A 13,806-nucleotide genomic window follows, 5' to 3' on the forward strand; every position below is an offset into this window, starting at 1 on the left:
AACTTAGAACTAACACATTCCGCGGCAATAGCGGAGGGGCTACACCTGTTCCCATACCGAACACAGAAGTAAAGTCCTCCAGCGCCGAAGGTACTCGGGTGGTGACGCCCTGGGAGAATAGGACGTTGCGGATTTGTTTAGTAAAGAAAGGCCTCTGATTATCAGGGGTCTTTTTTTCTGTCGAACTAAGCGACTCACGTCGCAGTGAACAATGAACACTGAACAATGAATAGTGAACAATATATGAAGGACTTAATAGAGAGGTCGCATATTTGTACTGTTCGATGTTCAGTGTTCATTTTTTCATTGTTTAGTGAAGGTTTTATCTTTTAGCCACCGCTGGTGGCTTTTGCTTTTCCTGACCACCTGACCACCTGACCACCTTACCACCTGACTTACCACCTGACCACCTGACCACCTTCCTTACCACCTGCATTTTTCTGTGCTAATTCTCTTAATAATCAATATAGTTATTATAAGAATATTTTTATCACATGGATATATAAGGGAGGCATTCATGAATAAAAGAGGTGTTTCAAAGGGGATATTATTTTCTGTTATTGCTATCATAATCATTATAATTGTCTTGTTTTTGTCTATGAATCATTTTTATGTAGATTATTTGTGGTTTAAATCTCTTGGGTACACAGATGTATTTATGAAAGAATTTGTTACTAAGATTCAAGTTAGTGTTCCTCTATTTATTCTTTCTTTGCTATTTTTTGTGTTATATTTAAAGATTTTAACCAAGTCTATTTTAAAGAGAATTTTACAGGTCAAATTTAGACCAAATACAAGGCTGATTGCTTTGTTTGGTATTGCTATTTCATTCCTTGTAACTGCAATAACGACCAATTCTATTTGGTATGATTATTTAAAATTTAAGAATACAGTTCATTTTAATGTAAAGGATCCTTTATTTAATAAAGATATTTCGTTTTTTATATTTCAATTACCTTTTTTAGAACAATTACTTGATATATTCATTTTTATATTACTTCTTTTCGCTATTGTAACAATTCTTTTTACTGCGTTCTTGTATCTAAGCAATCCATATAAAAGCATTGAAAGTGTTAAAAATAATCGCAGCAGCTTTAAAGCTTGGATAGTTGATTTTGGTAATTTTGCTGGCAAGGAAATTGGTGTTTTTTTAGGTCTTTTCTTTTTTATTATGTCTTTTCATTATTATATTCAGTCTTATACCTTAGTGTATTCTAATACTGGCATCGTATACGGAGCCAGCTATATAGATGCAAATATTACTTTGCCTTTGTATAAGGTTTTGTGTATTGTAGCATTTATAGTAGGAGTATGCTCTATTATCTTTGGTTTTCAGAGGAAGATTAAGAGAATAATGATTGGACCTATTCTGATTATTAGTATAACTTTAATGGGGACTTTGATCACCATAGGTGTAAAGCAACTAATCGTTGCGCCAAATGAATATGCGAAAGAAGAACCTTATCTTATGCAAAATATTACGAGCACTCAAGCGGCATATGGGATTAGTCAAGTAGAGGAAAAAGCATTTGATTTAGATGATGAGATAAACGTCCAAGATATTAAAAATAATCAGCTTACTATTGATAATATTCCAATAAACGACTATCGTCCTACATTAGATATGTATAATTCCATACAAGGATTTAGAATTTATTATGAATTTAATGATGTAGATATTGACAGGTACTATATAGATGGGAAATATACGCAAGTGTTTATTTCAGCGAGAGAGATGAACAACCAAAAATTAGAAGATAAAGCGCAGAATTGGATTAACCAGCATTTAAAATATACTCATGGTTTTGGCGTAGCTGTATCTGCTGTAAATACAGTCAATGAGAGTGGTCAACCTACGTTAATCGTAGAAGATATTCCACCTGTAACAAGTGTAGAATCTTTGCAGATTGCAGAGCCACGAATTTATTATGGGGAATCTACAGATGATTACGTCATTACTAATGGGAAGACTATGGAATTTGACTATCGTCAACGCAGTGAAAATATGGAAAATGAGTATGATGGTACAGGTGGAATTCCACTAAATTTATTCAATAGATCAGCCTTTGCCTTGTATCATGGAGATTCGAAGATTTTATTAAGTACTGAAATAAATTCTCAAAGTAAAATGCATATCCGTAGGAACATTATGCATCGAGTAAATGCTATTGCACCGTTTTTGTCTTATGATGAAGACCCTTATATCGTAGTTGCAAATGGCAAATTGTACTGGGTTATAGATGGTTTTACTTTAAGCAATCGTTATCCCTATTCTCAGCCTTATAATAAAGAAAATACATTTAATTATATTAGAAATTCCGTAAAGGTAGTTGTAGATGCATACAATGGCAACGTGGATTTTTACCAAGTAGATCAACAAGATGCGATTATTAATGTATATAATAAAATTTACCCTGGAATGTTTGAACCTATAGCTCATATGCCAGAATCGATACGAGAGCATATTCGATATTCTCAGGAGATGTTTGATATACAATCCAATGTTTATACAACTTATCATATGAATAATCCTAAAGTATTCTATAATAAACAAGACCAATGGGAAATTGCAAATCAAGTCTATGAAGAAGAAGTTGGAGGCGAAAGTATAGAATCCATCTATCTGATTATGAAACGACCAGAAAAGGATAGAGAAGAATTTATCTTGATGATCCCATACACCCCAAAAGAAAAAGATAATCTTGTAGGATGGATGCTCGCTATGAATGATAAAGAAGAATTTGGTAAATTAGTAGTATACAAATTTACCAAACAAAATTTAGCTTATGGGCCTATGCAAATCGAGCAGCGGATTGATCAAGATACTAATATTTCTCCTCAACTCACTTTGTTAGGGCAACAAGGCTCCCAAATTATGCGAGGAAATATGTTTGTAATACCAGTAGGAAACTCAATTCTTTATGTGCAACCAGTATATCTCTCATCCAGTGAAGCAGAGAGAAGCTTGCCAGAGGTCAAAAAGGTGATTGTATCCTATGCCAATAAGATCATAATGGAAGATACTTTAGCTAAATCTCTCCAAAAGTTATTTGGTGCTTCAGAAGAGAAACAAGAAGAGCCTAAAGAATTGGATCATATCAACGACCTAATAAGAGAAGCTAATAATCTCCTCAAAAGGGCCCAAGAAGCCCAAAAATCAGGAAATTGGACCGATTATGGAAAATACCTACAAGAACTAGAAAAGATTTTAAATAAGCTGGAAAATAGCTGAATTGGTTGGACGGGAAAAACCATACTCGCATTCGGGCGAGATAAAGACCTAAGAGAGGTGACCTCAGTCATCCTAGAGCGAAGCGAAGGATCCCTACAAACTACCTATTCACGGTATATATCAAGTATCAAAGTAGCTTTATAATAGTTAATAATATTAAATTGAACATTGAAAAATGAACACTGAACAGTACAAATATGGGACTATTTACATAGCTTTTATGTATTGTTAATTATTTATCGCTCTATATTCATCGTTCATTGGGACGTAAGTCGCATATTTGCTGACCACCTGACCACCTGACCACCTTACAAATCACTTGAAATAATCACACAACTACTTTATAATTAGTAACAATAGAAAGTAAAATTATCCCTTAAGGAATTAAGGGATAATTTCTTATGGAATAATAAAGTTCTTGCTTTAAGCTTTTACTTAGAACCTATAACATAAAGCTTAGAACAAATATTAGGGAGCTGTTAATAAAATGTTGGATATTAAGAAAATACGGGAAAATCAAGAGGAAGTTAGTGAACTCTTAAAAAGGAAAGGCGATTATAATCTATCTCCAGTTTTAAAGCTAGACGAAGAGAGACGAAGCATTTTGGTAAAAGTAGAAGAGATGAAAGCAAAACAAAATAAAGTCTCTAAAGAAATACCCATGCTTAAAAAAGAGGGGAAAGATTGTACAGATTTATTAAATAGTATGAAGGAATTATCAGCTCAAATAAAGGGTTTAGATGAAGATGTAAGAAAAATAGATGAGGAAATAAAGCTCTCTCTTTTAAACATACCTAATACACCAAATAAAGAGGTTCCTATTGGGAAAGACGATTCGGAAAATGTAGAAGTTCGAAAATGGGGTGCTCCAAAAGATTTTGAATTTGAGATAAAAGCACATTGGGACTTAGGAACTGATTTAGATATATTAGATTTTGAAAGAGCATCAAAGATTACTGGAGCAAGATTTACTATTTTCAAAGGTCTAGGTGCAACATTAGAAAGAGCCATTATTAACTTCATGCTAGCAGTACATGCAGTCGATCACGGTTATACAGAAATGTCACCACCTTTTATGGTCAATAGAGACAGTATGACAGGAACTGGACAACTTCCAAAGTTTGAAGAAGATGCTTTCAAACTAAACTCGGATAGAGATTTCTATTTAATCCCTACTGCAGAAGTACCAGTTACCAATTACTACAGAGATGAAATCCTAAGCGAAGAAGATTTACCTATTAAGTTTGCAGCTTATACACCTTGTTTTAGAAAAGAAGCTGGTTCAGCAGGAAGAGATACAAGAGGGCTTATTCGAAACCATCAATTTGATAAAGTAGAAATGGTTAAATTTGCACATCCTGACACATCATACGATGAACTAGAGAAGCTGACAAAGGATGCAGAAGAAATTCTTCAACTATTAAAGATTCCTTACAGAGTGGTAGAACTATGCACAGGAGACCTAGGCTTTAGCTCTGCAAAAACCTACGACATAGAAGTTTGGATGCCAAGCTATGGTAGATACGTTGAAATCAGTTCTTGCTCTAATTTTGAAGATTATCAAGCGAGAAGAGCAAATATTCGATTTAGAGATATATCTACGAAGAAAACAAGATTTGTTCACACTTTAAACGGCTCAGGTCTTGCAGTAGGACGAACTCTAGCAGCAATACTAGAAAACTACCAAAGAGCAGACGGGACAGTAGAAATCCCAGAAGCGTTGGTGCCTTATATGAGGGGAATTGCTGAAATAAAATAAGGTTGGACGGTTGAACGGGAAAAACCTAAAAAGAAGAAAGCTGAATGCTGAAAGCGGAACTCCTAAGACAATATAGGAATGGGAATGAAAAATGCAGAGAGCTGAAGAGACACTCGCCTAAACGTGAGAAATTGTGGGAACGGTGCCTCGCTGTTTCGCCTTAGATTGACAAAGCAGATAATTGTAAGATAGAAAATATAAAATTACCTTTGGGCTCCTATGGAGCCCATTTTTGTTGTCATCAGCCTTTATATACTGCCAAATATTCATTGTTCACTGCGATGTAAGCCGCATATTTGACCCAAGCTCCTGCTTAAGTCATCCTGAAGCAAAGAGAAGGATCTCACATCAACCCGCCTAAAGGTGAGAAAAGATTTTCCCTCCAACGAACAACCGTCTAATCAAAAAATTTCTACTACTGTTTTTGTTCTATATAAAGATAGCTCACAATATAAATAAAATAGCGAGAAATAGTATTTGTATATATTGGAGAGATCTGAATGAAGAAAGAAATTAAAATCATAAAAATCCTTCTTATAGCTATTATCTTAGTAGCTTTTTTAATCTTTATAAAATCCTGTGTTCTAAATGAAGTTCCCAAGCAAGAAGAAAACAAAGTTAAGACTGTGAAAAGTGAACAAACCGAGTTAGAATTACTAAAAAGTTCTGATATTTACTTAATAGGTCAGTGGGAATTATATTACAGAGATATTGTCAATTATGAATACGACGATTTAGGAAGGCCTAATTTTGATATGTATAAGCAACCAAGTAGCTATACAATTAGCATGAAAAACGATTCGTTAATAGTAAACGAAATTTACCCAGTTATAGAGAGCGTACACAACGACCAAGTCTTTAATCTAAGAGTAGATTTAAAAATCGTAGAATTGAAAATAACAGGCCAAATAGAGGATAAAAACAATTGGTCAGGTACTCTAGAGTATATAGGAACTGGGGAGCAGTTAATAAGTAAGTGTACGGTTAGGGCTATGAGGAAATAATAAAGCTGAATGTGGAAAGCGGAAAGTGGAACACTCTTCGAAATTGAGGATATAAATAGCTATTTTTAAACTATGAGGAAGAAATTAAATACTAAGAGCTTTCATGGAAAAATGAAAAATGAACACTGAACATTGAATAGTACATATATGCAGCATTTTGTGTCTAGCATAAGATGTTCATTATTCATTGTTCACTATTCATTGCAGCGTTAGCTGCATATATGGCGGAGAAGGAGGGCATCCGCTACGCGTCTGCTGGGCTTGCATAAATGCTGCGCCCTCTTGCGCCTAAAAACATGCATTTAGCATGTTTTCTTAACGGTACAAGTCCCCCTTGGGGTTCAAATCCCTCCTGTTTTTTCATATAAAAAAAGAACTCCTATTATAGAATTCTGTCTAATTGATTTTATAACTGGCGGAGAAGGAGGGATTTGAACCCTCGCGCCGGTTACCCGACCTACACCCTTAGCAGGGGCGCCTCTTCAGCCTCTTGAGTACTTCTCCTCATTGCCTTCTGTTTTAAATTATTTATTTAGTTAAAAAAAATGGCCGAGAGGGTGGGATTCGAACCCACGTGGGCTTTTGACCCTAACGGTTTTCAAGACCGCCCCGTTATGACCACTTCGGTACCTCTCGGAAGAACAAGATTTATTATAGCATCCCCTAGGACAAGTGTCAATAAGAAAAAAGAACTTTTTAATTATTTTTTGTTTTGTTGTTATGATATGTTATTATAGCGGAAAGTTTTTGGTTGGACGGGAAAAACTTAAAGGCTGAAAGCCGAATGCGGAAAGCGGAAAAAACCATACCTCGCCTTTAAGCGAGGCAATAACCTGGGCTTCCGCCCGATCATTCTGAGCGAAGCAAGGATCTTTGACGCAAAACTCACCCAACAGAAGCCACTCAAGCTCCCACAGGAGTCATCTTGAGCGAAGTGAAAGATCTAAGACCCCAAAGCCCAACCCTAGAAATGCCTTTGCTGACCACCTTACCACCTTACCACCTGCTTTTAAGCCTTTGCTGACCACCTGACCACCTTAAATAAACCATTGACATTAAGCAAACCCTTAATTATAATATAGTCAATTGTAAGAAAATTATACTAAAGCGTTGAAAAGGATTAGTACACATTTCTGAATTTAAAGAGAGCGAATCAAAGGTGGGAGATTTGTAAGGAAGAGTGTGGAACCTATCTTGGAGCTACAGGTGAAAGCCATAGTCGCAGATCATGCGTTACATGAATTAAGTGGAGCTTTATTTATCGTGAAGGCAACGAGCCAAGCGGTTGCTTGCAGACATTTGGCGACTGCTCACGTAACCATGAAAACTCGCGAAGCGTGTTTCTCATGGTTGGAAAGCTAATAAAGGTGGTACCGCGGAAATAAATCCGTCCTTCAATATTTTGAAGGGCGGTTTCTTTATGAGAAAATTGCGAACCAATTTTCTAAGGTGGTCAGGTGATCACCTTACTACCTTACCACCTAAAAACATTCTAATTAAAAACAGGAGGATATAATGGCTAAAAAACAAAAAGTAGAGGCAATTACGCCACGAGATGAAGATTTTGCAAGATGGTATACGGATGTAATCTCTAAAACAGAAATGGTAGATTATTCGCCAGTAAAGGGATTTATGGTCATCCGCCCATATGGATATGCTATTTGGGAAAACATTCAAAGTGAATACGATAAAAAGTTTAAAGAAACGGGACATAAAAATATGTATTTCCCACTTTTAATTCCTGAAAGTCTTTTACAAAAGGAAGCAGAGCACGTAGAAGGCTTTGCACCTGAAGTGGCTTGGGTTACTCATGGCGGTGGCAAGGAATTAGGGGAAAGATTGGCTGTACGTCCTACTTCTGAAACAATTATTTGTAGCATGTATTCTAAATGGTTAAACACATACAGACAATTGCCATTTCTATACAATCAATGGTGTAGTGTAGTCCGTTGGGAAAAGACAACGAGACCTTTCCTTAGAACATCTGAATTCTTATGGCAAGAAGGACATACCCTACATGAAACGGCTGAAGAAGCTCAAGAAGAAACAATGCAAATGTTAGGTATTTATAGAGATGTAGCAGAACAATATATGGCCATACCAATGGTTGTCGGTAGAAAAAGTGAAAAGGAACGATTTGCAGGAGCAGCAGAAACATATACTATGGAAGCTTTAATGCACGATGGCCAGGCTCTTCAATCAGGCACTTCTCATAATTTAGGACAGCACTTTACTAAGGCGTTTGAAATCACATATCTAGATAGAGGAAATAATCAAGCATTCCCATATCACACATCTTGGGGAGTTTCTACAAGATTAATAGGTGCACTGATTATGGTACATGGAGATGACAACGGTCTAGTTCTTCCACCCAAAATTGCACCTACTCAATTAGTAATTATTCCTGTAGCTCAACATAAAGAGGGCGTTCTCGACAAAGCATGGGAAATCAAAAATAAATTAGCTGAAAAATTCAAAGTAGAAATTGATGATCAGGATGGATACTCTCCAGGTTGGAAATTCAATCAATGGGAGATGAAAGGTGTTCCAATTCGTTTAGAAATAGGACCACGAGATATTGAAAGTAATCAATGCGTATTAGCCAGAAGAGATAACGGCGAGAAAATTCAAGTTTCACTAGATGATTTAGATGTAACAGTAGAAAAATTACTTGATGAAATTCAAAACAATCTTTTCCAAAAAGCATTAGAAAGAAGAGAACAAAAAACATCAATAGCTATAAATTTAGAGGAATTCAAAGAAAACTTAGCAGCAAACCCGGGCTTTATTAAAGCAATGTGGTGTGGAGATAGAGCCTGTGAAGACAAAATAAAAGAAGAAACGGGAGCAACTCTTCGATGCATACCTTTTGAACAAGAAATCATTGGAGATGGTTCATGCATTTGCTGTAGTAAAAAGGCAGAAGACATGGCCTACTTTGCAAGAGCGTATTAGAAAAGGCGATTTCATCGCCTTTTTTAGGTGGTCAGGAAAACCTTAAAAGCTTGCTCGCCTTAAGGCGAGAAAAAGACCCAAGTTTCCTGCCCTAGTCATCCTGAGCGTAAGCGAAGGATCTCTGCGTACTAACTACTAAGTTATACTCATTATGCTAGAAAGACTTTATAATAATTCTAAATCTTAAATTGAACATTGAAAAATGAACACTGAACATTGAACAGTGCAAATATGCGACTAATTACTAGCTTTTACATATTTTTAATTGTTCATTGTTCTATGTTCATCGTTCATTGCGACGTAAGTCGCATATTTCCTTACTACCTTACCACCTTATCAAGCAATCCACCTTCTTGTACTAAATCCATGATGCTATAAATTGGTATTACAGCATATGGGAAGCCTACTACATATGGTGCTATTTCGTATAATTGGAAGTATATTACAAGTGCTTTGTCTGCGATGTAGTAGTCTTGATTTGGTTTTACACCAGGATAGTCTTCAAATAGCATAATATCTTGCTTTTTTAATTCTTCTAATACCATCTCAGACAAAATTGCAATATAATTGCTATTAGGTTTAAATAATTCATAAAATGGAATATCTTTGCCAGTACTAAGATCAAAGTTTAGTGATTTAATCATGGTCATAGGATGAGCGCCTCCGAATTCTGCAAAGCCTATTAAAGACAGAGTTAAGACACCCTTTTGATTGTTTTTTAATTCATAAGAGCCTGTAACATAAGTAGGAATGTCTGGAACCATTAGATTTTTGCTTAACCTTAGCATATTTTCATAGATTGTAAAATTAATAAGCCCTTGAACATAGCTATTATTAGGAATGTATACTGCAGGGTAATAAAAATTTATATTTTGGGTACAATAACTTAATGTACGAATAACCACAGGAAATTTACTGGTCAATATCTCCACCACCTAAATATATTTGTTATATCAATATATTCCAGTAATAATATTTTTGTTAATTTTATTTGAAATTAATTATTCTCTGTGCTATAATACATCTTGCAAACAAAATTGCGCGCCCTTGGCTCAGCTGGATAGAGCGTTCGGCTACGAACCGGAAGATCGGGAGTTCGAATCTCTCAGGGCGCGCCATAAAAAGCCCTCTCATTTATGAGAGGGCTTTTTATGTTGTAAGCCCGAGAGATTCGAACTCTGAGAGGGACGAGGAGTGGTGGCAAAGCCATTCAAATATGCTAAATGCATATTTGAAAATGACGAGATTGCGAGGAGCTATACGACGAAGCAAGTCTGACGCGCAGCGGCAGTCTCAGGGCGCGCCAAATATGCGACTTTCGTCGCAATGAACAGTGAACAATGAACAATGAATAATTTACAGCTTATGCTAGACACGATAATAAATGTCGCATATTTGTACTATTCAATGTTCATTGTTCATTTTTCATTGAGAAATTTTACACTTTTGAATATCAAATTATTGGGAGAATACGATAATGTATAAAGAAAATATTTTGAGTGAGAAATCATTAGACTTTGCAGCTAGAACATTCGCTTCGCTCAGGGCGGCGGAGCCTGCGGCCAGCAATCAGTGTTCAGCCGTCAGGGTCTGGGTATTCCTCTGGCGTCAAAATCTCATCCCGCCTTTAGGCGAGTATGCTTTTGCTTACCACCTAAAAAAAGCGATGAAATCGCTTTTTTTAATACCCCTGAATATACAAGCCTTCTCCTTCTAACCATTCTACATATAGGGCTTCTTTAATGGTCAGATTTTGTTTTTTTAGTTCTTTTTCTAAGTAATCTTTAGTGAGACTGATTTCATCTAGATTTTCTTGAATCAATTCGCCGTCTGAAATAAGCGTAATAGCAAGGAATGGACCATTCTTTGATTGTTGACTATTTTGTTTTTTTATTGAATCTTCACTATTCTTTTTTAGAACGCTTAAGCAACCATTTGCTTCTAAAATAGCGTATTGTACCTCTCTCATAGTGAATACATCTTTTGAACGAAGGAGGTGTAGCAGCTGATTGATATCTAAATGATTTCTTTTCATCTCCTCAAAGGATAATTTACCGTGGTTTATAAGAATAGAGGGTTTCCCTTCTAAAAAATCTCTCGTCTTACGGAATTTTTGGGTTATTAATTCTGTAGTTGTTATGAGAACAGTCCAAATAATAATAGCAAATAAAATAAAGGAAATACCCAATTCATCATCATAAAGTGCATTCCCTACTAACTCACTTAAGATAATGGAACAAATAAAATCAAAAGTTGTAATATGAGTTAGCAAAGTTTTACCAAGGATCTTAGTGGCTATAAATAATAAAATATATCCAACTACTAATTCAAGTGCAATATTATAGTACTCCAAAGTGATCACCTACTGTTATAGTCTTTAGTAGTATGGCTAATGGAGTAACAATTATGTAAGAAATAAGCATGACGTATAAAGTGAATTGTGCTGAAAGCTGAAAGCGGAACTTGTGTAGTTGGAAACGGTTGGTTCGTTGGACGGTTGGACGGGAAAACCAAACTGACCTCGGAGCAAGTTCGAGAAAAGCAAAATCCTTGAGCTAAAGCCTCAAGGATGACAAAAGCAGCAAATAGAGTCAAAATGTGCCTTTGGCACTAAAAGAAAGACGCCCGAAGCCAGCCATAGCTCCTGCTATAGTCATCCTCGAGCGAAGCGAAGGATCTTGTCCCTAAAGGAATACCCTAATACTAGTGGCTAGAGACTGATGACAGGGGACTACTGCACCGCAGGCACTTTCCGCTTTCTGCTAAGCTTAGTTCTTAAATGTAACCACTCCATCTTCAATAGAATCGATAATTGCAAGAGATTCTATTTTTATTCCCATGTCTCTTATGATATCTCCGCCTTCTTGGAAGCCTTTTTCTATGACGATACCTGCTCCTGCAAGAGTAGCATTAGCTTGATCGATGATTTCCTTTAATCCTAAGATGGCTTTTCCATTAGCCAGAAAATCATCTATAATTAAAATCCTGTCTGTAGAATTTATATATTTCTTGGATACCATAATCTTATAGGATTTATTTTTTGTGAAGGAATAAACTTCACTAGTATAAAGATCTTTATCCAAGTTTAATGATTCTGTCTTTTTGGCGAATACTACAGGTATATTATCAAAATATTGAGCAGTAATAACTGCTAAGGCAATGCCGGAAGCTTCAATAGTTAAAATTTTTGTGATACGATCTTCTTTAAATCTCTCATAAAATACTTTTCCTATTTCATCTAAAAGTTTTACGTCTATTTGATGATTGAGAAAAGAGTCTACTTTTAAGATATTACTTCCAATGGCGTGCCCGTCTGTTAGTATTTTGTCCTTTAATAAATTCATCGTTTCCTCCTTATTAATGCAAATATCTATGTATATAATAGTTTGACAATGTTCCTATCATTATAACCTTAAGTTATAGAAAAATAAATAAGAGAATTATTTTGAAACTCGATTTACAACAGTTTGAATTGTGGTATCATACAATTACATGAGAGGAGTTGTACCATGAATTACTATAAAATAAATAAAAACAAAATAATCAAGTACATCAAAAGTGGAGAAAAAACAGATGGTGCCTATTCTCTAGGATTAGAGTTTGAACACATTGTTGTTTATAAAGAAAGTTTTAAATCTGTTCACTATGAGAGGGGTGTTGAAGAAGTTATGGAACAGCTTCTTTCAAAGGGTTGGACCAAGATCGATGACGAACCCAAACTACTCAATATAGTGAAAAATGGCGATAGTATTACTTTAGAGCCCGGAGCACAATTGGAATTAAGCATAAAAAATTGCGACACTATAGACGAAATAAAAGAAAGATATTTTTCTTTTATCAAGGATATATATCCTATTTTAGAATCAAAAAATTACAGCCTTCTTTCTATAGGATATCGACCTATAGAAAAAATTGCTGATATTCCAATGATTCCAAAACAACGGTACAAATATATGTCAGAGTATTTGAGCAAACGAGGCAAGTACGCCTTAAATATGATGAAGGGATCTGCTTCTCTTCAAATATCTGTGGATTATACTAGTGAAGAGGACTATATTAAAAAGAATAGAGTTGCAAATTATTTGTCGCCAGCTATTTCTTATTTATATGACAATTCACCAATATTCGAAGGAAATATTCATGAGGGAAATGGCGCGAGAGTTGAAATATGGAATAATATGGACAATGATCGAAGTAGACTGACTCCAGGTGTTTTAGACAAAGATTTTGGCTACGAAGAGTATGCGGATTATATCCTTGAAAGACCGTGTATTATTGCTTTATTAGATAGCAAACTTGTTTTTACTGGCCCCAAACCGGCTAAAGAAGTATATGAACATATAGAAATGAACATTGAGCAAATCGAGCATTTGCTTTCAATGGTATTCCCTGATGTGCGAACAAAAAAGTACATCGAAATCAGAATGAGTGATAGTGTACCTTATCCTTATAATCTATCTTCTGCTATACTGTGGAAATCTATTATGTATCACTCAGACAATTTAGAGTACTTTTATAGTGAATCTTTAAAATCTACTACAGCACAAATAGAGACCCTGAGAGAAAATTTGATTACAGGTGAAAAAGAAGCCATTAAAGCGATTACTAAAATGGTGGAGACTCTGTTAATGAGGGCTTTAGATGTAGTACATCCTGAAGAACGAAAATATATTGATATTTTAATTGAGCTTCAAAAAAATCATATAAATTTAGCCTCTTATTCTAAGGAATTACTAAAAAAAGAAAAATCAATATTTGAAGCTTTAGCTATTGATGTATTATCTCCTAAAAATCTGAACATTTTTGGGATGAATTAAATAAATTTACGTAAAAGTAGTTGAAAAAAGCATACGAAT

General features: G+C 35.3%; 9 protein-coding genes, 3 tRNA genes, 1 rRNA gene and 1 other annotated feature. Of the genes, 8 read left to right on the forward strand and 5 right to left on the reverse strand.

The window, feature by feature from the left end; genetic code table 11:
* Positions 1–17 precede the first annotated feature (17 nt).
* From rrf to DES36_RS13900, 4 genes are all read left to right on the forward strand, one after another.
* Positions 18–134 (forward strand): 5S ribosomal RNA (gene rrf, locus DES36_RS13885).
* 383 nt (positions 135–517) lie between these two features.
* On the forward strand, positions 518–3,232 hold the full coding sequence (locus tag DES36_RS13890; protein WP_113921816.1) for a UPF0182 family membrane protein: 2,715 nt from the start codon (positions 518–520) through the stop codon (positions 3,230–3,232).
* A 487-nt stretch (positions 3,233–3,719) separates the two neighbouring features.
* Positions 3,720–4,991 carry a serine--tRNA ligase gene (serS, locus tag DES36_RS13895; RefSeq protein WP_113921817.1) on the forward strand — a complete coding sequence of 424 codons (1,272 nt, stop codon included), beginning with the start codon at positions 3,720–3,722 and terminating at the stop codon, positions 4,989–4,991.
* 500 nt (positions 4,992–5,491) lie between these two features.
* Positions 5,492–5,995 (forward strand): hypothetical protein, encoded by a 504-nt coding sequence (locus tag DES36_RS13900; RefSeq protein ID WP_113921818.1) that lies wholly within the window; start codon positions 5,492–5,494, stop codon positions 5,993–5,995.
* A gap of 413 nt (positions 5,996–6,408) precedes the next feature.
* Here DES36_RS13900 and DES36_RS13905 read toward each other — a convergent pair.
* Both DES36_RS13905 and DES36_RS13910 read right to left on the reverse strand, forming a co-directional pair.
* Positions 6,409–6,499: transfer RNA gene (locus DES36_RS13905), tRNA-Ser, on the reverse strand.
* A 42-nt stretch (positions 6,500–6,541) separates the two neighbouring features.
* A tRNA-Ser gene (locus tag DES36_RS13910) sits at positions 6,542–6,631 on the reverse strand.
* A 465-nt stretch (positions 6,632–7,096) separates the two neighbouring features.
* Positions 7,097–7,393, forward strand: a binding site (T-box leader).
* A gap of 117 nt (positions 7,394–7,510) precedes the next feature.
* Between DES36_RS13910 and proS the strand changes: the two genes are divergently transcribed.
* Positions 7,511–8,950, forward strand: a complete 1,440-nt coding sequence (gene proS / locus DES36_RS13920) for a proline--tRNA ligase (protein WP_113921820.1) — start codon at positions 7,511–7,513, stop codon at positions 8,948–8,950.
* A gap of 320 nt (positions 8,951–9,270) precedes the next feature.
* On the opposite strand, the gene DES36_RS13925 is transcribed toward proS, so the two are convergent.
* Positions 9,271–9,873, reverse strand: coding sequence for a DUF3298 and DUF4163 domain-containing protein (locus DES36_RS13925; protein WP_113921821.1), 603 nt, complete (start codon positions 9,871–9,873; stop codon positions 9,271–9,273).
* A 118-nt stretch (positions 9,874–9,991) separates the two neighbouring features.
* Between DES36_RS13925 and DES36_RS13930 the strand changes: the two genes are divergently transcribed.
* Positions 9,992–10,068 (forward strand) — tRNA-Arg (locus DES36_RS13930).
* A gap of 359 nt (positions 10,069–10,427) precedes the next feature.
* Positions 10,428–10,667: a hypothetical protein gene (locus tag DES36_RS13935; RefSeq protein WP_113921822.1), complete on the forward strand. Its 240-nt coding sequence runs from the start codon at positions 10,428–10,430 to the stop codon at positions 10,665–10,667.
* Here the strand turns inward: DES36_RS13935 and DES36_RS13940 are convergent.
* Both DES36_RS13940 and DES36_RS13945 read right to left on the reverse strand, forming a co-directional pair.
* Positions 10,632–11,303: a DUF421 domain-containing protein gene (locus DES36_RS13940; RefSeq protein ID WP_113921823.1), complete on the reverse strand. Its 672-nt coding sequence runs from the start codon at positions 11,301–11,303 to the stop codon at positions 10,632–10,634. The two genes, DES36_RS13935 and DES36_RS13940, sit on opposite strands and share 36 nt — an antisense overlap.
* A gap of 415 nt (positions 11,304–11,718) precedes the next feature.
* Positions 11,719–12,294: a xanthine phosphoribosyltransferase gene (locus tag DES36_RS13945; RefSeq protein WP_113921824.1), complete on the reverse strand. Its 576-nt coding sequence runs from the start codon at positions 12,292–12,294 to the stop codon at positions 11,719–11,721.
* 165 nt (positions 12,295–12,459) lie between these two features.
* On the opposite strand from DES36_RS13945, the gene DES36_RS13950 reads away from it, so the two are divergent.
* Complete coding sequence (locus DES36_RS13950; RefSeq protein ID WP_113921825.1) at positions 12,460–13,767, forward strand: glutamate-cysteine ligase family protein; 1,308 nt, start codon at positions 12,460–12,462, stop codon at positions 13,765–13,767.
* Positions 13,768–13,806: the final 39 nt, after the last annotated feature.

Source organism: Alkalibaculum bacchi (assembly GCF_003317055.1).
Classification (GTDB): Bacteria; Bacillota; Clostridia; order Eubacteriales; family Alkalibacteraceae; genus Alkalibaculum; species Alkalibaculum bacchi.